The sequence below is a fragment of the Hahella chejuensis KCTC 2396 genome (assembly GCF_000012985.1).
Lineage (GTDB): Bacteria > Pseudomonadota > Gammaproteobacteria > Pseudomonadales > Oleiphilaceae > Hahella > Hahella chejuensis.
Genome location: NC_007645.1, coordinates 567,068 through 586,057 on the forward strand (window position 1 = coordinate 567,068; position 18,990 = coordinate 586,057).

General features: G+C 54.0%; 18 protein-coding genes. 10 read left to right on the forward strand and 8 right to left on the reverse strand.

What is annotated here, in order from left to right:
• Positions 1 to 61 precede the first annotated feature (61 nt).
• Positions 62 to 451 (forward strand): ComEA family DNA-binding protein, encoded by a 390-nt coding sequence (locus HCH_RS02535; protein WP_011394536.1) that lies wholly within the window; start codon positions 62 to 64, stop codon positions 449 to 451.
• Positions 452 to 562: 111 nt separating this feature from the next.
• Here the strand turns inward: HCH_RS02535 and HCH_RS02540 are convergent, their stop codons facing one another.
• Positions 563 to 838, reverse strand: a complete 276-nt coding sequence (locus tag HCH_RS02540) for an HU family DNA-binding protein (protein WP_011394537.1) — start codon at positions 836 to 838, stop codon at positions 563 to 565.
• 341 nt (positions 839 to 1,179) lie between these two features.
• Between HCH_RS02540 and HCH_RS02545 the strand changes: the two genes are divergently transcribed.
• The 3 genes from HCH_RS02545 to HCH_RS02555 all read left to right on the forward strand — a co-directional run bounded on the left by HCH_RS02545 (position 1,180) and on the right by HCH_RS02555 (position 5,523).
• Positions 1,180 to 2,262 carry a hypothetical protein gene (locus tag HCH_RS02545; RefSeq protein WP_011394539.1) on the forward strand — a complete coding sequence of 361 codons (1,083 nt, stop codon included), beginning with the start codon at positions 1,180 to 1,182 and terminating at the stop codon, positions 2,260 to 2,262.
• A 63-nt stretch (positions 2,263 to 2,325) separates the two neighbouring features.
• Positions 2,326 to 3,345: a putative solute-binding protein gene (locus HCH_RS02550; RefSeq protein WP_011394540.1), complete on the forward strand. Its 1,020-nt coding sequence runs from the start codon at positions 2,326 to 2,328 to the stop codon at positions 3,343 to 3,345.
• Between the two features lie 87 nt (positions 3,346 to 3,432).
• A complete protein-coding gene (locus tag HCH_RS02555) occupies positions 3,433 to 5,523 on the forward strand; it encodes a TRAP transporter large permease subunit (protein ID WP_011394541.1) in 2,091 nt (696 codons plus the stop codon).
• A gap of 77 nt (positions 5,524 to 5,600) precedes the next feature.
• Here HCH_RS02555 and HCH_RS02560 read toward each other — a convergent pair whose 3' ends face one another.
• The 4 genes from HCH_RS02560 to yrfG form a co-directional block, all read right to left on the reverse strand.
• Positions 5,601 to 7,136, reverse strand: coding sequence for a phosphoenolpyruvate carboxykinase (locus tag HCH_RS02560; RefSeq protein WP_011394542.1), 1,536 nt, complete (start codon positions 7,134 to 7,136; stop codon positions 5,601 to 5,603).
• A gap of 230 nt (positions 7,137 to 7,366) precedes the next feature.
• The gene (gene hslO, locus HCH_RS02565; protein WP_011394543.1) at positions 7,367 to 8,224 is read right to left on the reverse strand and encodes an Hsp33 family molecular chaperone HslO; all 858 of its coding nucleotides are present in this window, start codon (positions 8,222 to 8,224) and stop codon (positions 7,367 to 7,369) included.
• Positions 8,225 to 8,254: 30 nt separating this feature from the next.
• Positions 8,255 to 8,668: a ribosome-associated heat shock protein Hsp15 gene (hslR, locus tag HCH_RS02570; RefSeq protein WP_011394544.1), complete on the reverse strand. Its 414-nt coding sequence runs from the start codon at positions 8,666 to 8,668 to the stop codon at positions 8,255 to 8,257.
• A gap of 13 nt (positions 8,669 to 8,681) precedes the next feature.
• Positions 8,682 to 9,359, reverse strand: coding sequence for a GMP/IMP nucleotidase (yrfG, locus tag HCH_RS02575; RefSeq protein ID WP_011394545.1), 678 nt, complete (start codon positions 9,357 to 9,359; stop codon positions 8,682 to 8,684).
• A gap of 115 nt (positions 9,360 to 9,474) precedes the next feature.
• Here yrfG and cysQ point away from each other — a divergent pair, with 115 nt between their 5' ends.
• A complete protein-coding gene (cysQ, locus tag HCH_RS02580; protein WP_011394546.1) occupies positions 9,475 to 10,308 on the forward strand; it encodes a 3'(2'),5'-bisphosphate nucleotidase CysQ in 834 nt (277 codons plus the stop codon).
• Positions 10,309 to 10,399: 91 nt separating this feature from the next.
• On the opposite strand, the gene HCH_RS02585 is transcribed toward cysQ, so the two are convergent.
• Complete coding sequence (locus HCH_RS02585) at positions 10,400 to 10,744, reverse strand: hypothetical protein (protein WP_011394547.1); 345 nt, start codon at positions 10,742 to 10,744, stop codon at positions 10,400 to 10,402.
• Between the two features lie 203 nt (positions 10,745 to 10,947).
• A complete protein-coding gene (gene mutM, locus HCH_RS02590) occupies positions 10,948 to 11,763 on the reverse strand; it encodes a bifunctional DNA-formamidopyrimidine glycosylase/DNA-(apurinic or apyrimidinic site) lyase (RefSeq protein WP_011394548.1) in 816 nt (271 codons plus the stop codon).
• A 304-nt stretch (positions 11,764 to 12,067) separates the two neighbouring features.
• On the opposite strand from mutM, the gene HCH_RS02595 reads away from it, so the two are divergent.
• Both HCH_RS02595 and HCH_RS02600 read left to right on the forward strand, forming a co-directional pair.
• Positions 12,068 to 13,261: a DesA family fatty acid desaturase gene (locus HCH_RS02595; RefSeq protein WP_011394549.1), complete on the forward strand. Its 1,194-nt coding sequence runs from the start codon at positions 12,068 to 12,070 to the stop codon at positions 13,259 to 13,261.
• A gap of 292 nt (positions 13,262 to 13,553) precedes the next feature.
• On the forward strand, positions 13,554 to 15,038 hold the full coding sequence (locus HCH_RS02600) for a hypothetical protein (protein ID WP_158304918.1): 1,485 nt from the start codon (positions 13,554 to 13,556) through the stop codon (positions 15,036 to 15,038).
• A gap of 63 nt (positions 15,039 to 15,101) precedes the next feature.
• Here the strand turns inward: HCH_RS02600 and rsmD are convergent, their stop codons facing one another.
• Complete coding sequence (gene rsmD, locus HCH_RS02605; RefSeq protein ID WP_011394551.1) at positions 15,102 to 15,695, reverse strand: 16S rRNA (guanine(966)-N(2))-methyltransferase RsmD; 594 nt, start codon at positions 15,693 to 15,695, stop codon at positions 15,102 to 15,104.
• Between the two features lie 183 nt (positions 15,696 to 15,878).
• Here rsmD and ftsY point away from each other — a divergent pair, with 183 nt between their 5' ends.
• Genes ftsY through ftsX form a run of 3 tightly spaced genes read left to right on the forward strand, consistent with a single transcriptional unit; the run spans position 15,879 to position 18,799 of the window.
• The gene (gene ftsY / locus HCH_RS02610) at positions 15,879 to 17,009 is read left to right on the forward strand and encodes a signal recognition particle-docking protein FtsY (protein ID WP_011394552.1); all 1,131 of its coding nucleotides are present in this window, start codon (positions 15,879 to 15,881) and stop codon (positions 17,007 to 17,009) included.
• Positions 17,010 to 17,068: 59 nt separating this feature from the next.
• Positions 17,069 to 17,731 (forward strand): cell division ATP-binding protein FtsE, encoded by a 663-nt coding sequence (ftsE, locus tag HCH_RS02615; RefSeq protein ID WP_041599165.1) that lies wholly within the window; start codon positions 17,069 to 17,071, stop codon positions 17,729 to 17,731.
• 33 nt (positions 17,732 to 17,764) lie between these two features.
• On the forward strand, positions 17,765 to 18,799 hold the full coding sequence (gene ftsX, locus HCH_RS02620; RefSeq protein WP_011394554.1) for a permease-like cell division protein FtsX: 1,035 nt from the start codon (positions 17,765 to 17,767) through the stop codon (positions 18,797 to 18,799).
• The last annotated feature ends 191 nt before the right edge of the window (positions 18,800 to 18,990 follow it).

Genomic DNA, 18,990 nt, shown 5'->3' on the forward strand with positions numbered 1-18,990 from the left:
TTATCGAGGCGGTTGTCAGATTTGACGAGACAATGACGATTTGATTGAAGGAGGTTGACGAATGGGATCTTTCATCCTGTTTATAGCGGTATTGGTTATTATCTATCAGTTATCGAACATCTCCCGCAATACTGCGGACGCATTGGATAAACAGGTGGCGTTGCAGTATGAAATCGTCGCTGTCGAGAAGCGTCTTGATCAGTTGACCGAGTTGCTGAGCGCGCGACAATTCGAGAGTAGACAGGAGAGCGCAGTCATTGTCGATGCGGATGAGCTGGTCAACATTAACCACGCTACAGTTAAGCAGTTGACTTCTTTACCCAAAATTGGCCGCGCTACGGCTCAGAAAATTGCTGAAGCGAGGCCGTTCTCCAAGCCGGAAGACCTGAAACTGGTGCAGGGAATCAATGAGGATATCTTTGCGGATCTGGCGGAAAAAATAACGGTCTGAGTCCGTTGTTTAAAACTTCTGATCCTTGAGGGCTGTTTGGCCTTCTGCGGCGGAAGCGCCCTGTTCCTGTCCGGACGGATAGCGGGCAGAGTGGGGCTTCCGCCGCCAATATTATTTATTGACTGCATCCTTCAAGAGCTTGCCAGCCTTGAACCCAACGGTTTTGCTGGCGGGAATTTTAATTGCGGCCCCAGTTTTGGGGTTTTTACCTGTACGTGCGCTCCTATTGCGCTGACTGAAGGTTCCGAATCCGATCAGTGAGACGGTTTCATTGCGGGATACCGCGTCGGCTATTTCATCGGTTAACGCGTTCAGTACCTCCGCAGCTTTGCTTTTCGACAAATTCGTGCGTGCTGCAATCGCTGCGGCAAGTTCAGGTTTGCGCATACTCTTCTCCTATCGGGTTTGTATTGTTATTGGTGGCGAACGCTGTGAGCCGAAGTCCTACAAACCCTGCTTCAGGCCCAGCGCTCCTTTAGTTATAGCGGCTCCCGGAGCCCTGTCAAATGCGCGGCGGCGTAATTTCGGCCTTTTTTGAAAGACGCTTCGGTAACGGTATTTATCGTTTTTTGTCTTTTTGTGCCAAATTTATTGCGCTTTGTGCCGTTCATCTCACAAAAAACCTTCCAGTTTGTCCATAATCTGGCCCTTCCTAAGCATAAACCCCTATGCTCGCCGGGCTGCGGCGACATCGAAGAATAAAGACAAAAGGCAACTGGGAGGTTTTTGTGAGCCCATATTTCTTGAGGTTTTCATCCGCGATACTGCATTGGGTCTGCCCCGTCCGGCGGTGGTTTTCCGCCAAACACGCGGCTGTCCTTGCTACAACTCTGGCGCTGGCTGGATGCGGCGCAACACGCAATGTGATGTACAAGACCACTGGCGACGTCATGGTGAGTTTTGCGCAGGAACATCAGACTCCCTTTGTCCTCAGCACAGATGACGTTTCCATGAACTGCGGTATGTCGGAAGCGTTGGCGCCGATGTTGATGTCCTTTGGTCGCGTTCGCGACGAGCCCCACTCTCTTGCTGTCATGATCTACGGCTCCGCTGGTATGTGCGCAGAGTCCCGCGCTTTAAATGAAGAGTTGCGCTATATGCGTGCGATTCGCGACCAGGACCCGGCGGAAGCCGAGGATGCGCTGATCGCGCAGAAACGCTTTAACACCTTGGCGGCCAAGCGCAACTACGAAGCTTATCAGCATCTCGTCGCCCAATATGGCGAGCCAGGAGGAGCCTGCCCTGAGCTGGAAGAGGACTACGACGAATTCATCTGGATGATGGGTATGATTGCCGGTTTGCAGGCGCTTAACAACGAAATTGCGTCAGGAGCGGGGCTGGGCGTACCTAAGAATATCGCTGCGAAAGTCGAACGGTCTGCAGCCTGTGTGGATGATGACAAATGGTGGGGCGCGCCCATGGCGATTCGAGCGACGGTGTGGTCCATGTTGCCTGGAGCCGAACCTAAGGGCGAAAACGCCTCCATGCGACTCGCCGCAGCGGCGAAGAAAGGCGAACGCGCAGGCGTGCGGCTGGCTCATGTTTTTCAAGCCTTGGCGGCATACGGGAAAGGGGATATGGATGCGGTGAAACAGGTCATTCGCGCCCATGCCAAGTCCAAAGCCAATAAAGAAGCCCCGCCGGAGGCGCGTCTGTTGGATGAATTGGCGACGACGATGCTGACTGGATTGTCCGACCGCATGTGGACAGAGCATACCGGCCACCGCACGCCGATGGGCGCCTTGGGAAGGTTCTGGGACGATAAGAAGCAAACTACAGCGGAGACTGTGGATCTCAGCGATATTTTGTAGCTGGCCGGCATGGCGGGAGCGGACCGGATCAATGTCAAAGAAGCTAACGACTGGGAAATTAAAATGAAAACAAGGGCGATAAAAAAACAACTGGCGGGTTTGGCATGCGCCGCCGCTATGACACTGTCGGGCTTTTCCAACGCGGAAATGATGGAGCGCTCGTTCTGCGTATTTGATCCAATCGGGGCCAATGGGCCACTGTTTAACATTATGAAGACGGCGAAGCCTTCTGCGCTGGGGTGGGGGGTGAATCTGGATTTACGCGCCTACACTGACGAAAAAGTAGCGGCTGAAGATTTTAAAGCCGGGCAGTGTGACGCAGTGCTGCTGACAGGCACTCGCGCGCGCGAGTTCAATCGATTTACCGGCACCTTGGAAGCGATGGGCGCTATCCCGGGCGATGAAGAAATGAATCTGCTGCTGCAGACGTTGAATCAACCGAAGGCGGCGGCTCTGTTGACGCAAGGCGAGTTTGAAGTAGCCGGCATCCTGCCTGCAGGCGCTGTTTACCTGTTCATTCGCGACCGCAATCTGGATTCCGTTGAGGAACTGCAGGGTAAGAAGATCGCCACACTGGATTATGACAATGCGGCCTTAACCATGGTGCGTCGGGTAGGCGCTTCGGTAGTAAGCGCTAACTCCAGCAACTTTGCCGGAAAGTTCAACAATGGCAATGTCGATGTCGCCTACGCGCCAGCGGTGGCGTATACCCCATTGGAGCTTTATAAGGGACTGGAACCGGATGGCGGTGTGTTTAATTACAAGCTGGCGCAAATGAACTTCCAGATCATTATTCGTCAGGACCGCTTCCCGGAGGGGTATGGCCAGTTATCGCGGGAGTACGCGGCGGGTCGTTATGAAGAAGCGTACCAAATCATCCGCGATGCGGAAGCGGAAATAAAAGACGAATACTGGATGCGTCCGGCGACGCAAAAACTGGAAGGCTATGACAAGTTGCTGCGCGAAGTGCGCATGGCTTTGCGGGACGAAGGCGCCTACGACAGTCGTGCGCTGACGCTGATGCGTAAAGTCCGTTGCAAGACCAACCCCACCGCCGGGGAATGCGTGGAAAACCTCGAATAATCCGTACTGCTCAGATCCTGCTTTGGCGCAGAGGCCCTGAAGGTGGATGCGGGCGGTAATTGAATATCATCTGGATTGCACTAAATCATGAATGGTTCCCTGGCCTATGAGTCCGGTGTCGCTATCGGCCGGACCAAGCGGGAGTGGTTTTCATCATTTCCGGTTTGTCTGCTTTTGGCGGCGGTGGTGGCGTTCGGCGCCGCCAGCGATATCCATAATAAAATTCTGCAAATGGGGCAGGCGATCTGGCCGGGGTATTACGAGCTGCGCATAGAACCGGTAGCGCCGGAATGTAATCCCAATCCGAATATCGAATCTGAATTGCAGAGGTTATTGGCGCAGCAGCAAGCGCCAGCGGACGATCTCGGATTGTTTGAGCCAGACCCCGTCGACCCTGCGACATTACGCGCGTCATTACTCAACGCCAAGGCGGCATGCGTTGAGAAGTTTCAACGCTATGAGGCAGCCAAGGATCGCATTACTCCAGGAGTGAGGGCGTTCCGGGCGGGAGAGCTGTTTGTGGCGGACGTTATTGCATTCGGGCTGACTTCTCAGCGCTTTATTCTGGTCATTCTGGTGTTGATCTGCGCCGCCACAGCAACGGCAGGACGCCATCATATCGCTATGCGTCCCATGGTGACAGTGTTGGATCATCGCGTTTCCACGGCTTTGCAGCTGGTCGCCAACGCGATGTTGTTTGCGTCTTCCTGGTCTTTCCGTGAGCTTGGGTTAGCCCATGGCGGCGAATCGCCGCAACGGGATGCATTGCATTTATTGTGGATGTCCGGATTCGGCGCCTTGACCCTGATGAGTCTCTGGCAGTTGATCAAGATCCCGGAGGACGCCAAACCAGGAGGCCGCTTTGGCGGAGCGTTGCTAAGCGTGCCGCTGTACACCACCATGTGCTTGATATCTGGAACTTATTTCATGATGGAAGGGCATGTGGCGGGCGTCGGCATCTATCTGGATAAAATGATGGATCTGTCCGACATGTTCCTGAATGTAGGGCTATATGTCTGGATAGGCATGATGCTGAAGGAGACAAGGCTCGCCAGTCTGGTGTTCAACGTATTCCACCCTTGGAAGATGCCGCCGGAAATGCTCGCCTTTGTGGCGATCGCCGTTGCCGCCATACCCACGGCCTATACGGGCGCCTCAGGCATTTTCGTGATCGCGGCGGGCTCGGTGATTTATCTTGAACTGCGCAAAGCCGGGGCGCGTCGCCAATTGGCCTTGGCGGCCACGGCTATTTCCGGCAGTCTCGGCGTGGTGCTGCGCCCCTGCCTGCTGGTGGTGATCATCGCCTATTTGAACCGGGAAGTGACCACGGATCAATTGTTCGGCTGGGGCGGCAAAGTGTTCGTGCTGACGTTGATGTTGTTCGCTGCTTTCAGTATGACGATGAACCGGCGCAGTCCGATTGCGCTGGCCCCGGTACGCGTCGCTGCGCCGGCAATGCTGGCGGCTTTGAAACCGCTTATTCCTTATGTGCTGGCGATCAGTGCAGTCACTTTGGTTTATTCCTGGGGATTGGGCGTTGGTCTTAATGAGTTCACCGCTCCGCGCATATTGCCAGTGATGATGCTGGCTATTCTGGTATACGAACGCTATCGAACGCCGAGCGCGGCGGAAAAAAAGGAATCCAACGGAGAAGTTAAGTGCGCCAGTTTTGAGAAGGCGTTGCGCTCGGCGACGAACGAGACGACGACTCATATCGGCGCCTTGTTATTCTTGATGGGGCTTTCCGTCAGTGTGGGGGGCGTGGTAGAGCGCTCTGGTTTGATGGAGCTCTTTCCGCACAGTTTCGCCAGCGTCTGGATGGTCATGCTGATGCTGGTGGCGATACTGGTGGTGATCGGTATGGTGATGGACCCCTATGGCGCAGTCATTCTTGTCAGCGCGACCATCGCCAAAATCGCTTATGACAATGGCGTCGACCCTGTGCATTTCTGGATGGTGACTCTGGTGGCCTTTGAGTTAGGTTACTTAAGCCCGCCTGTGGCGCTCAATCACTTATTGACCCGGCAGGTTGTTGGAGAGGAAGAAATCCGTCTGGCGCAAATGGAGGAGGGAAGTTTTTATCAGCGCCATGAACGAATTCTCATGCCGTTATTGGTGCTGGGTAGCGCATTGAGCATTGTGGCTTTTGGGCCTTTAGCTTATCAAGCGTGGAGCTAGCCAGCTTCGGATGCGTTGAGGGTAACCCCGGGACATAAAAAAACCCGGCGGACCGGGTTTTTTGAAAGAGCCGTCGCTTAGTCCAAAGAAGGACCCGCTGCGCGGATAGCGTCGGAAACATCGAACTTTTTGAAGTTCTCCACGAACTGTTGGATCAGATCCTGCGCCTTGGCGTCGTACGCTTCTTTGTCCGCCCAAGTGTTGCGCGGGTTCAGCAGTACGCTGTCTACGCCTTCCAGTTCTTTGGGAACGGTCAGGTTCAGCTTTTCTAAGTGTTCAGTTTCGACATCCGCCAGCTCTCCGCTTTGGATGGCGCTGATAATGGCGCGGGTCACAGGAATGCTGAAGCGCTTGCCTACGCCGTGGGGACCGCCGGTCCAGCCAGTGTTGACCAGGTAAACCTTGCTGCCGAATTCTTCCATACGCTTCATTAACAGCTCAGCGTAAACGCCTGCAGGGCGAGGGAAGAACGGTGCGCCAAAGCACGTGGAGAAAGTAGACTTCAGCTTGGAGCTGGAGCCCATCTCGGTAGAACCCACCAACGCGGTGTAGCCGCTCAGGAAGTGATAAGCCGCCGCTTCTTTGCTGAGGATAGACACGGGAGGTAATACGCCGGTCATGTCGCAAGTCAGGAAGACGATAGCGGACGGTTCGCCTGCGCGATTTTCCAGCACGCGCTTTTCCACATGCTCAAGCGGGTAGGCGCAACGGGTGTTTTCGGTTAGAGACACGTCAGTATAGTCCGGCGTGCGGTCTTGATCGTCAATGACGACGTTCTCGACGATGGCTCCAAAACGAATAGCGTTCCAGATAACCGGCTCGTTTTTCTGGCTTAGATCAATACACTTCGCGTAACAGCCGCCTTCCACGTTGAAAACAGTGCCGCGACCCCAGCCATGCTCATCATCGCCGATCAGAAAACGGGACTCGTCAGCGGACAGCGTGGTTTTGCCGGTGCCGGACAAGCCGAAGAACAGGCATGTCTGACCGTCTTCGCCGACATTGGCGGAGCAGTGCATGGGCAGTACGTCTTTTTCCGGCAGCAGGAAGTTCTGTACGGAGAACATCGCCTTTTTCATTTCACCCGCGTAGCGCATGCCCGCCAGCAAAACTTTGCGGCGCGCAAAGTTGATGATTACGGCGCCATCGCTGTTGGTTCCGTCGCGCTCAGGCTCGCACACGAAGTCTGGAATGTTCATCACCTGCCATTCTTGTTTGTCCGCCGGGTTGTAACGCTCGGGGCGGATGAACAGGTTACGGCCAAACAGGTTGTGCCAGGCAGTTTCGGTGGTGACTTTTATGGGTAAGTAGTGCTCGGGATCAGCGCCTACGTGCAGGTGGGAAACGAATCGGTCGCGGGTGGAGATGTAATCTTCGACGCGGTCCCAAAGTGCGTCGAATTTCTCTGCATCGAAGGGCCGGTTAATCGCGCCCCAGTCGATAGCATCCGCAGTGCTGGGCTCCTGTACGATGAAACGGTCCATTGGGGAGCGTCCCGTTCGTTTTCCGGTGTTGACCACCAGGGAGCCGTTGGCGGCCATACGGCCTTCTTTACGGCTAATAGCCTGTTCAACCAACTCGGCTGAACTAAGATCTGTATATATATTGCTCACTTAACCTCGCCCTCATTATAACAATCATAGGCGCAGACGCCGCCGTTCTTTTAAGTTTTGTTATGCTCGGGACGCGCTGCGTTATCGCAAACAGGGGCGCTATTATGCCAAAAGCAGGTTGAAAAGACGACAGTTTCCGGGTGTGCGTAAGGCCTAGTCCTGCGTGCGTTTCCGGCCCGCCCTGTGGGGGCTGGCCGGGGCGCGCGAAACGGTTCGCGCGAGCGTCAGGTTCAGTGAAGGGTGGGGGAGTCGAATAATTGCTCTATACGCTCGCGGCCAAAGCTGTAGCGTTGCAGGCAAAACTGGCAGTTCATCTCTATTTCTCCGCTTTCGTCCAAGATAGAGAAGGCTTCTTCTCGGCCTAGAGACTTAACCACTTCAAGGGTTCTCTCCTCCGAGCAGGAGCACCAGAAACTGGCGGGCTCTTCCTGAAGCACTCTGACGGATTCCTCATGGAACAAACGATGCAGCACTTCTTCCGCCGGCAGGCTGAATAGCTCATCCGCCGTTAACGTGGCGGATAGCGCGACAATGCGCTCCCAGTTTTCAGCGGAGTACTCGCCGCCACGGGCTGCGGGAAGTTGTTGCAGCAGCAGTCCGCCCCAGCATCCGTTGGATTCATATAGCCAGATTCTGGTCGCCAACTGCTCGGAGCGTTCAAAATATTCTTCCAGGCAGGCGGAAAGTGAATCTGAAGACAGGGGAACAATGCCTTGATAGCGCTGACCATTTTGAGGCGCAATGGTTATCGCGAGAGCGGCGCGATTTCCCAGCAACTGCTTTAATGACGTGCTGTCCGGCGCGCCTTCCCAGCGAGCGATGCCGCGGGCGGTGCGGCGGTGGGTCGCTTCCGCCATCAACAGACGCAACTCGCCTTCACCGGTGGCTTGCAGGGTTGTGTCGCCTTTGATTTTGAGCGTCGCGCTTAGCAGCAGGCCTGCGCTTAAGGCTTGACCCAGTAAGGACTGGATCGCCTGTGGGTAATCATGGCGGGACAGCGCATCCTGCACGGTTTTTTTCAGGACCAGCAGCTCGCCGCGGATGTCCAGTTCGTCAAAAATAAAGCGTTGCAGTAAATCGGCTTTCATGAGTGAGGAAATATCCTGCTCTAATCAATATTAATCGTGTTCAGCTTGTTCTTTGAAGCGGTGGATCATACGCCGTTGCTTCTTGGTCGGCCTGCGCGCCGGCGGTAATTGCGCCGCCTGAATCTGCTTCTGCTGCCAGGCCAGTTGCTCGCGTTTTTCGACGCTGGCTTCCGTTTCTTGATATAGCTTCTGCGCCACGGGAGCCGGGCCGCGTTTTTCGGAGATATCCAATACCAGTACAGTCTTTTCCGACCAGCCTTGTTTAAGGGTGACCTCCGCCCCTGCTTCAACTACTCGTCCGGGCTTAACGCGGGCTCCATTATAATGCACCCTGCCGCCTTCTATGGCCTCTTTAGCGAGGGTGCGGGTTTTGTAAAAGCGCGCGGCCCATAACCATTTATCCAACCGCACTTTGTGTTCTGTCGCTGAAGCCTGCCCCTTCATTTATTACCTGTCTCTAAGCTTTACTGTTGACGAAGACGTTGGTAGGCAAAATCTGGTCGAAGTGCAGAATGCCTTTAAATTCTGTCTCTTCTTTTGCGGGACGTTTGCTGTCCGGGTGTAGCACAGCCAGCAAGTGCGCGACGCCGTACTCTTTGGCTGAGCGCAATACCGGCAAGCTATCGTCTATCAATACCGCTCTGTCCGGCTGGAAAGGCTCCACCTCCTGCAGGCGGCTCCAGAACGCAACGTCCTCTTTGGGAACGCCAAAGTCGTGAGAGCTGACAATGTTGTCAAAATAAGGCGTTAAGTCGACTTGGCGTAACTTGAGTTCAAGGCTTTTGCGATGGGCATTGGTCACCATCACCACACGGTGATGACTGTCCTGCATTGCCTTGAGAAACTCCTCAACAAAGGGGCGATAGCCAATTAGATGTCGGACTTCTTCTTTCAGTGTAGGGATATCGACTTCCAGCTCTCGGCTCCAATAATCGAGACAGTACCAATTCAGCTGCCCCTGCAGCAGTCGGACTCTCTTAAGCAGATCCTTGCTCACCACTTCCGGATGAAGCTCTTTAAGCTCCGCCAAGCGCTTTGGCAGGTGCTCCATCCAGAAAAAATTGTCGAAATGTAAGTCCAGTAGTGTGCCATCCATATCAAGCAATATAGTGTCGATGGCGCTCCAATCCAGCATGTAATAACCTTCTTTACTTCATGAGTAAGTCTGTTAGATTGTAACTCTTTCAAAGAGTACAGGACAGGCGCGCGCAAAGATGGCGTCGTCCCCCTTCCCATCAGGACAAGGTTACATGATAGATAAAAACACCATTGAGCGGATGCACGCCGAAATTCAAGGGATTATGGATTCGGCCGGCGCAGCGATTCTCGATGTATACGAAAAAGCGGAATCCATTGAAATCACCACCAAAGACGACGATTCTCCATTGACCCTGGCGGATCGCAGAGCTCACGCCATTATTGCGGAAGGCCTGCGTAAGATGCCGGAAGGGTTTCCTGTGCTGTCAGAGGAGTCTACCTTGCCGGACTACGAAGAACGCCGCCAATGGACGACTTATTGGCTGGTCGATCCGCTCGACGGCACCAAGGAGTTTATCAACCGCAATGGTGAGTTCACGGTCAATATTGCGCTGATCCATGAAGGCTTTCCGGTTGCTGGTTGGGTGTATGTGCCTGTTAGGAGCCAGCTATATTATGGCTGGAGCCTGGATGGCGACGCCGCTGCATTTTTGGCGGAGAATGGCGCTTCTCATGCGATCGCCGCCCGCAAGTTGAATCCAGAAGCGGGAGTCATAGTGGTGGCGAGCCGTCGTCATGGAGGCGAAGCGCTGCAGCCTATGTTGGATAAAGCGGAAGCGCGCTTTGCGAAACTGGAGCGCAAGAGCATCGGCAGTTCTCTGAAAATCTGTCTGGTGGCGGAAGGTAAAGCGGATTGGTACCCCCGATTGGCGCCAACCTCTGAGTGGGATACCGCTGCGGCGCATGCGGTGCTGCTAGGAGCCGGCGGGGTTATGGTGGACGCTGAATACAAGCCGCTACGCTACAACACTAAAGAAAGCATCTTAAATCCGCATTTTCATGCTATCGCCGACGATGGCGAGGTTTGGAAAGAGCTGGTGCTCTAATTGCGAAAGGCCGGCCATACACATGGGCGGTAAAATGAAAAAGCCGGCGTATTGCCGGCTTTTTCATTTATGTGGGCGGTCAGCGGTCGACTTAGTTTTGTGCGCCCTCGTCACCCAAAGTCACTACTTTCTCCTTACGGCCAACCTGGGTGCACCCCAGACAGCGTACAAATGTGGTTTTGGCTGGGCCGATAACTAAGGTTTCCGCCGCTTCCCCTGCGTTTCCACCCAAAGCGGAAAAGGGCAGTGAAGCTACGTAAACGACGGAGCCAATGACAGTGATGCCGAACAGCACTGGACGGGCGAACAGAGCGTCACCGGTCATGGCCAACGCGGATGGCTTTTCCTCCACGATTTCGCTGTATCCTGCAGTAGGCATGATGAAGGCTGCAGTGGCGACAACAATACTAATCCAACGAATAAGCGTCTGGCGCATGGGTGAACTCTCCCAATTAACAAATCCAATAGTCTATCTATTAAGACAAATATAACAGGCTTTTGAAAACTTTCTAAAAAAGAATCAGCTGTTTTGCCATAATATTTTGTGTATTTTCTAACTTTGCCGCGCCCCTGTCGACGCTTTTTGTTGAGTTTGTGACATTCTCCCATTGCACCTCAGCGATAAAAAATGTCTATACCCTAGCGCTGACAGGAAGGGCAGAATACACTGGTCCGCTGGCCTAGTTTGATTTCCTTGAGTTCCGTTTGGCATACCGTGCAGGGCTGTCCGCCTCGTCCATAGGCGCGCAACGTCTGCTGAAAGTAACCGGGCTTGCCGTCTCCGCCTACAAAATCCCGCAAAGTGGCGCCGCCCATGTTGATCGCGTCGCTTAGTACTTTTCTGACTGCCTCCGCCAGAACCTGATAACGTTTGAGACTAACCTCGCCAGCTGCCCGAGTGGGGCGAATACCCGCCAGGAATAGCGCCTCATTGGCGTAGATGTTGCCAACGCCGACAACAATGGCTTGATCCATCAGAAAGGTTTTGACTGGTGACTTGCGTTGGCGAGAGCGCTTGTACAGGAGTTCTCCGCTGAACTGGTCGCTCAAGGGTTCAGGGCCGAGATGTTTCAGCAGGGGATGTTCTTGCGTTGGCGGATTTAGCAGCAACAGACAGCCGAAACGCCGTGGATCGTTGTAACGCAAGGTGATATCGCCTTCGAGCAATATATCCACATGATCATGCTTCATTCGCGGGGTTTCCGGCGCCACGATGCGTAGGTTGCCGGACATTCCTAAGTGAAAGAGCAGCTCATCGTCCCCAAGGTTGATCAACAGATACTTGGCTCGGCGGGTGACATTCAACACCGTTTTACCCTGCGCCGCGGCGGGCAAGTCCATTGGTACGGGCCAGCGCAAGCGTGGTTCATAGATATTTACTTGGAGTATTTTTCTACCAGTGATGTGGGGCGCAACGCCTCTACGGGTAGTTTCCACTTCAGGTAATTCTGGCACGGGGCAAACCTTTATTTCGAATTGAGTTGGGAGGAGAAGACCACCGACTGAGCGTGACCTCTGTAACGTTAGGCATTCACCGAGTAAAAACAACAGTCTAACCATGAGAGTGTGAAAAACCTATAGAGAACTTCCGCGAAATGGCTTGGGTTAGCCTTTGTAATTGCAGTTTTCAGAGTGCGAACATTGTCCCGTTTCACGCCGGTTTTTCAGTAATTTCTTACAAACTTTAATATGCGGGCGCGCAAAGTTTAGCGTACACTTGTACGCTCAAATTTCGGGATACAACAAGAGAGATTTCCACATGTGGTATGAAGGCCTGCTGGGGCTGACTGCTTGGCAAACCGTCCTGGCGACCCTGATTCTTACGCAAATCACCATTGTGAGCGTCACCGTTTACTTACACCGCCATTCGGCTCATAACTCCATTGATCTGCATCCGGCGTTAGCGCACTTCTTCCGTTTCTGGCTGTGGCTGACCACAGGCATGATTACGAAAGAATGGACAGCTGTGCACCGTAAGCATCACGCGAAGTGTGAGACTGAAGAAGACCCGCACAGCCCGGTTAAGAAAGGGCTGAAGACCGTATTCTGGAGCGGCGCGGAGCTTTATAAAGCCGGCGCTACGGAGGAAACCCTCAAGCGCTACGGGCAACGCACCCCGGATGACTGGCTGGAACGTAATCTTTATGCCCCCTATAACTGGATTGGCATTACCGTCATGGCGGTGATTGATCTGCTATTGTTCGGCGCCAAGGGCATTACTGTGTGGGCGGTGCAGATGATGTGGATTCCATTCTTCGCCGCTGGCGTTATCAACGGAATTGCGCATTTCTTTGGCTACCGCAATTTTGAATGCACTGACAACGCCAGAAATATCTCGCCTTGGGGCTTTTTCATCGGCGGCGAAGAATTGCACAACAACCATCACACCTATCCGCACTCGCCCAAGCTCTCCGTGAAGCCTTGGGAGTTTGACATTGGCTGGATGTGGATAAAGATTTTTGAGTTTCTACGATTGGCCAAAGCCAAGCCTGTCGGCCCTATCGCACATCAAGTGCCCGGAAAGTCGCTGCTGGATGTGGACACGTTGATGGCTATCGCCAACAATCGTTTTCAGGTCATGGTGCAATATCGGAAGAAAGTGCTGGCGCCGTTATTGAATGAGCGCAAACTGCAGCTCCCGCCGGAGGAGCGCACATTGTTGCAAAAAGTCCGTAAGCTGATGTATCGGGAAGAATCGCTGATTCACCCGCAAGAACATCACTGCTTGCAGGAAGTGCTGGCGAAGCATGAAACGCTGCAAATGATCTATCATAAGAGCAAAGAACTACAAGCGATTTGGAAGCGTCAGCCCGGTATGCAATATCAGGATAAAGTTGCAGCTTTGCGTGAATGGTGTCATCAGGCGGAGCAAAGCGGGGTACGTCACCTGGAGGAGTTTGCCGCCTGGCTGAAGTCCTTCTCATTGGTCCCTGCGCCTGCTGTGGCGCGATAGCGGTTTCCGCTGCCAGACATATCTCTAAAAAGACCGGCGGAAGCCGGTCTTTTTTCTCCTCTTTCCCCAATCTTTGACCATACTTTCCTCTGATTCAGGCGAGAATCAGTCCGCCGCACTTTGCGCTGTTCATCTATCAGGAGGAAACATGAAAAGCGAAAGAACAGTCAGGTCTCTCTTATATATTTTCTTGGTCTCTTTTCTCTCCCTTGGCGGGTGTGACTCTGACAACAACTCCTCAAGTAGCGACAGTAGCGGAAGCGTGTCTGCTACGGTGGAGTTCCCTTCTGGCGTGACCGTAGCAAGTCCGGTGGACGCCTCCAGTGGTCTGGGCGCGCTAAGTGTTGGCGACAAATGGCGACAAAAGGAACTTCCCAGCGCGGGGGTTTCCTCGTTGGCGGTAGCGTCGTCAAGCGCTTACACAGAAACTTCTGCGGCGATATCACGGGTTCTGAGCGGGGACTTGGCGTTGGCCGCCAGCTTTGATTCGACGGCGTTTTTTAGACGCGGCGGCGACGCCTCCTGCTACGGACCGACGTTAAAGTGGCAAAATCACCCTGATGCGGGGATGGGCGACCTTGGTTCGGGCGAGTTGCCGAGTGGAGATCTGGGTATTTGGAACGCCAGTACGTCAGACGGCGAAGCCTGTGCGGCGGCCCAGTTGAACGCGCGAATGCGGGATGTCCAGGCGCGTGTAGGCATGGGGATGCTGACGTTGGCGGGCATGGTGGCGGTTTACGAGTCCACTGGCGCGACCTGGCCGGACGATATCAGCCCGGGAACGAGTGTCGACCTGACGGCTGAGCTGAATGCGTTGAGTCTGAGCAGTATGACCTTTAACAGTGCGGTGATAAGCCTGGATGCAGGCGGCTCTGTCTGGTCTTACAGTTTGTCCGTAAGCTACGACGACGGATCTGGGGGGCGCAATATCTCCTTGAACTTGCAGCATGCCATTACTGATCGTGATGCAGGCTTGTTCGAAGGACTTTTTTCCTATCTTGTAGAAGATGTCTTCGCCGGCGGTAATTGCGGGATGGGAGATAACAATGTCTCCCACAATGGCTCGGTGCATTACAAAAAAACGGGTTCCACCAACGTCACTTTGCAATCAAGAAGCGCCACAGCCTGTGGCTGGGCCAGTACGACGCCGGCGGCGGATATCCGGGATAATCTGGTTTCCTCTACGGTATTAAGTGAGGCCTTTGCTGTTGATCCGGGTGGGGCGTGGGCGGACAACTTCAATGTATTTACTGCTGAGTTTAATACCGACAGTCTGCTGGGCCTCTATTCCTATTCGTGGCAGGCGGGTTCAGGCGACTCCCATGCGCGGATTTTGGATATAGGTATAGAGACCACGGCCGGAGGCGAAGCCTACTTTGGTTTTGGCGACAGAGTTCAGGATAGCCTTAGCGGTCAAATTAACGGATTTATCTGCAACTGGGCCGGTCCGGGAAATGATCATAGCCCGACTGAGTTTAGTCAGTATGCGCAGAGACAGTTTCTGACCTATGACTCGGCCAGCGACAAGTACATCGTTTCCAGCGACGGCTCGTCCGACATTACCTATGCGCCAACCAACATCTGTATGTATGCAGGCGGCGCTTTCTTATATGACCGGGATCTGGATGGCGATCTAAGTGATGAAAACGCCAGTACCGTGAATGTTGTGGACGGCGGTTCGCCATTGGATTTTGACTTAATGACAGTATCTGACTCGGAAGCCAATATTTGGGAGCATATTATCGCTCGCGGCTACAGTCTTCCCGCATATCCATGATAGCCGTTTACTGAAGATGAAAGTCTGAGTGCGGCGCTCTCCGGTAGTGAGCGCCGCTAAGAATCAGTCTGGCTGGCGGACCAGACATAATGCATATTGCACTTGTCCGGCTGTCTTGTGACGGGAAATGGCCCAGCCGGGAGGCAGTGGAAGCGGATTGAGCTCTACCTCTGCTTCGACGTATACATAGGCGTTTGCTGCCAGCAGTTTTCTTTCCGCCAGGATTTGCAGGGCGGGAGCAAGAAACTCTTTTCTGAAAGGCGGATCAAGAAATACAACCTCCCAGGGTTTGTCCGGCGACGCCGCTCTTAACCAATTCAGGGCGTCTGCGTTCACCACGCTGGCGTTATCTGCACGTAAAAGCTGAATCTGACTTTTTAAATGAGATGCGATCACTGGGCTTTGGTCGATAAAGGTCACATCCGCCGCGCCGCGGGAAAGCGCCTCCAATCCCAGTGCGCCGCTACCGCAATACACGTCCAGGCAGCGAGGGCCGGGAAATATAGGCATTAGCCAGTTGAATAGTGTTTCCCGTACCCGATCAGGAGTGGGACGGACTCCATCCAAAGCGGGAAATGTCAGTTTTCTTCCTCGATGGGAGCCGCCGATAATGCGCAATTGGCCCAACTCAGGGGCGGACTTGCCTTTATGTCTCATGCTATGTGTGTGGTCCGAATGAAATAAAAATAACCAGGCGTTTGGGGCGTAACGTCCGCAATTTTATCGCCAATGTCTGGGCGTGGCGAAGCGGGTAGGGCCGTTAGCCTTGCGTACGAACATCGCAGGTTAATAGAATAGGGCCCCATTTGCATCTTCGCCTAAGTTTTGGACATCTCTGATATGCATTCAATGATCAACTATGTGTTTATGGCCCTGATGGGGCTGTCGGTATTGTTATTGATCGCCGACGTTCTGTCCCGTAGAAATAGCCTTCCGCGTCCGCGCTCATTCGAACTGAGCCCGCCTGAGACGCAGAAAAAAGCTGAAGCAAAGGGCGTAACGCCGACAAAAACACAGCCCGCGCCTGTAAAAGAGGTCGCGCCGCAGGAGCCTGTCGGCGGGTGGTTGACGAGAGTGCGCTCTGGATTGAGCAAGACCCGTGGCCAGTTCAGCCAGAATCTTATGGCGCTGTTCGCCGGCTCCAAGGCGATAGATGAAGAGCTGCTGGAAGAAATCGAAACCCTGTTGTTATCCGCCGACGTTGGCATTGAAGCCACGACCCAGATTACCCAGGCGATTACTGAAAAGCTTGATCGTAACCAGTTAAAGGACTCATCAGCGCTGTATGACGCCTTGAAAGAAGAGCTCCGCGGCTTGCTGGAGCCATGCTGCAGTCCTTTGCAAATAGAAAATAAAACCCCTTATGTGATTCTGGTGGTGGGCGTGAACGGCGTCGGCAAGACCACCACGATCGGCAAGCTGGCCAATAAATTCCAGCAGGAAGGCCGCTCTGTCGTCCTGGCCGCCGGGGATACCTTCCGCGCCGCCGCTGTGGAGCAGCTACAAGTTTGGGGGGAGCGCAACAATGTGCCGGTTATCGCGCAACATACCGGCGCGGACAGCGCTTCGGTCATTTTCGATGCGGTACAGGCGGCCAAGTCGCGAGGAGTGGACGTTGTTATCGCTGATACGGCGGGGCGGCTGCAGAACAAAGAGAATCTGATGGCCGAGCTGGAGAAAGTGGTTCGCGTCATCAAGAAACATGACCCGGATGCTCCTCATGAAGTGCTATTGGTGCTGGACGCGGGTACAGGACAGAATGCGCTGAGCCAGGCTCAGTTGTTCCGTCAGGCGGTCGGCGTCACCGGTATCGCCATCACCAAATTGGATGGCACGGCGAAAGGCGGCATCTTGTTCGCCATCGCCAAACAGCACGGATTGCCGATCCGTTATATCGGGGTAGGCGAAGGCATTGACGATTTGCGCCCATTTGATGCGAGCGAATTTGTGGATGCGCTGTTTGACGCATAAAACCGAAGCCTGAAGGGCAAGGCGATGACGCAAAGAGGAAACTTATGATCGGCGACAGCATGATCCACTTTGATCGGGTCTCAAAACGCTACAGTGGCGGCTTTGAAGCCCTGTCTGAGGTCAGCTTCTCATTGCGGCGCGGTGAGATGGCGTTTCTGACCGGGCACTCCGGCGCGGGCAAAAGCACACTGCTCAAGTTGATCATGCTTATGGAGCGTCCCAATCAGGGAAGAATTTATGTTGGCGGGCAAAACCTTGAGAAGTTTCCCCGTCGGCAAATTCCCTACTTCCGTCGTCATGTTGGCGTGGTGTTTCAGAATCACCATTTGTTGTTTGATCGCACTGTATTTCAAAATGTGGCGTTGCCGTTGGAAATCGCGGGTGTTTCATCCCGAGAGATCGGAAGACGGGTGCGTGCGTCTCTGGATAAGGTAGGGCTGCTGAAGAAAGAAAATTCATTGCCTATTACTTTATCGGGAGGAGAACAGCAGCGGGTGGGCATCGCCCGGGCGGTAGTGAACAAGCCGCCGTTGCTGCTCGCCGATGAGCCTACAGGAAACCTGGACCCTGAGTTGTCCGCCGAGATCATGCGGCTGTTCCAGCAGTTTAACCAGGTTGGGGTGACCGTGCTGATCGCCAGCCACGATTTGGCGCTGATCTCCCATATGAAGCATCGCGTTATGCGACTGGATCATGGCCAGTTGGTGGCCGGGCGCGGCTGATTGAAAACTCCCGAGCGAAGAGAATAAAAGAATATGAAAGAAAACATACCGCGCGGAGCCAGTCCTTCAAGATCGGGTCGCAAACAGCCGCCTCCTCCGCCTGCGGAAGCGCCGCCGCGGCAGGGCGCCTCTGCGGGATTGGAGCAAAGCGGCCTGGAAGCCTATTTTTCCCACCACCGCCTGACCGCCCGCGACAGCTTAATGCGTTTGATACGGAGCCCTTTGTCCAGCCTGATGACATGGCTGGTGATCGCTGTGGCGCTGGCTTTACCGTCCGGTTTGTTTGTCATGCTGGGCAATTTGGGTGGATTGACGGAGGGGCTGGAGGGTGCGTCGCGGATATCGCTATACATGAAGTTAGATGTGGACGACCAAGCCGCGTACCAATTATCGCAGAAGCTCAAAGAACGTCCTGAGGTGCAGTCGATGCAGTTCATCAACCGTAGTCAGGCATTGGAGGAGTTCAAGTCTCTGTCTGGCTGGGGGGATGTCCTGGCTTATCTGGACGACAATCCGTTGCCGGCGGTGATTGTATTGCAACCCGCGCCAGAGTATGGGCAGGCGGAAAAGGTGCAGGCGTTCACGGAATCGCTGTCCAAGCTGCCTGAAGTGGATAATGTGCAACTGGACCTGCAATGGGTGAAACGCTTGAATGCGTTGTTTGAGGTGTTGGGGCGCAGCACCCTGGCCATAGGGGCCTTATTAGGACTGGCGGTGATTCTGATTATCGGCAATACCATCCGGTTGGCGATAGAGAACCGTAAAGAAGAAATTCTGGTGGTTAAGCTGGTGGGGGGAACCGATCCCTTTGTACGCAGGCCGTTTTTGTATACCGGTTTTTGGTATGGCGTAGGCGGCGCTTTACTAGCCTGGTTATTGGTGAATATGGCGCTGCTTTGGCTGAGCGGACCAGTGAACCAGTTGGCGGCGTTGTATTACAGTAGCTTCAATTTGTCCGGCCTGTCGATTGAAGCCTCTTCGTTGCTGCTGTTGACGGGGTGTTTCCTGGGATGTGGCGGCGCCTGGCTCGCAGTAAGACGGCATTTGGATGATATTGAGCCTAAATGACCAATTTTTAATACCGTCCAGCTATTGAAATAATGGCAGCCGGACTTAATTACAGTTAAGCCCTGTAATCCAGTGCGGGCGGCGGCCTGGATAGGAATAGGTTCGCAGAGGCTTGCAGACGCAGACGGTAAAGTCGATGGTGGCGTTACATTTCGTTACAATGGGAACTTTCGACTGCGTTGGCAGTCTAA

Excerpts from the sequence above, each read along its gene's own strand:
- HCH_RS02535 (WP_011394536.1), top strand. The coding sequence starts at position 62 with ATGGGATCTTTCATCCTGTTTATAGCGGTATTGGTTATTATCTATCAG.
- HCH_RS02540 (WP_011394537.1), bottom strand. The coding sequence starts at position 838 with ATGCGCAAACCTGAACTTGCCGCAGCGATTGCAGCACGCACGAATTTG.
- HCH_RS02550 (WP_011394540.1), top strand. The coding sequence starts at position 2,326 with ATGAAAACAAGGGCGATAAAAAAACAACTGGCGGGTTTGGCATGCGCC.
- HCH_RS02555 (WP_011394541.1), top strand. The coding sequence starts at position 3,433 with ATGAATGGTTCCCTGGCCTATGAGTCCGGTGTCGCTATCGGCCGGACC.
- hslO (WP_011394543.1), bottom strand. The coding sequence starts at position 8,224 with ATGAAAGCCGATTTACTGCAACGCTTTATTTTTGACGAACTGGACATC.
- hslR (WP_011394544.1), bottom strand. The coding sequence starts at position 8,668 with ATGAAGGGGCAGGCTTCAGCGACAGAACACAAAGTGCGGTTGGATAAA.
- yrfG (WP_011394545.1), bottom strand. The coding sequence starts at position 9,359 with ATGCTGGATTGGAGCGCCATCGACACTATATTGCTTGATATGGATGGC.
- cysQ (WP_011394546.1), top strand. The coding sequence starts at position 9,475 with ATGATAGATAAAAACACCATTGAGCGGATGCACGCCGAAATTCAAGGG.
- HCH_RS02585 (WP_011394547.1), bottom strand. The coding sequence starts at position 10,744 with ATGCGCCAGACGCTTATTCGTTGGATTAGTATTGTTGTCGCCACTGCA.
- HCH_RS02595 (WP_011394549.1), top strand. The coding sequence starts at position 12,068 with ATGTGGTATGAAGGCCTGCTGGGGCTGACTGCTTGGCAAACCGTCCTG.
- rsmD (WP_011394551.1), bottom strand. The coding sequence starts at position 15,695 with ATGAGACATAAAGGCAAGTCCGCCCCTGAGTTGGGCCAATTGCGCATT.
- ftsY (WP_011394552.1), top strand. The coding sequence starts at position 15,879 with ATGCATTCAATGATCAACTATGTGTTTATGGCCCTGATGGGGCTGTCG.
- ftsE (WP_041599165.1), top strand. The coding sequence starts at position 17,069 with ATGATCCACTTTGATCGGGTCTCAAAACGCTACAGTGGCGGCTTTGAA.
- ftsX (WP_011394554.1), top strand. The coding sequence starts at position 17,765 with ATGAAAGAAAACATACCGCGCGGAGCCAGTCCTTCAAGATCGGGTCGC.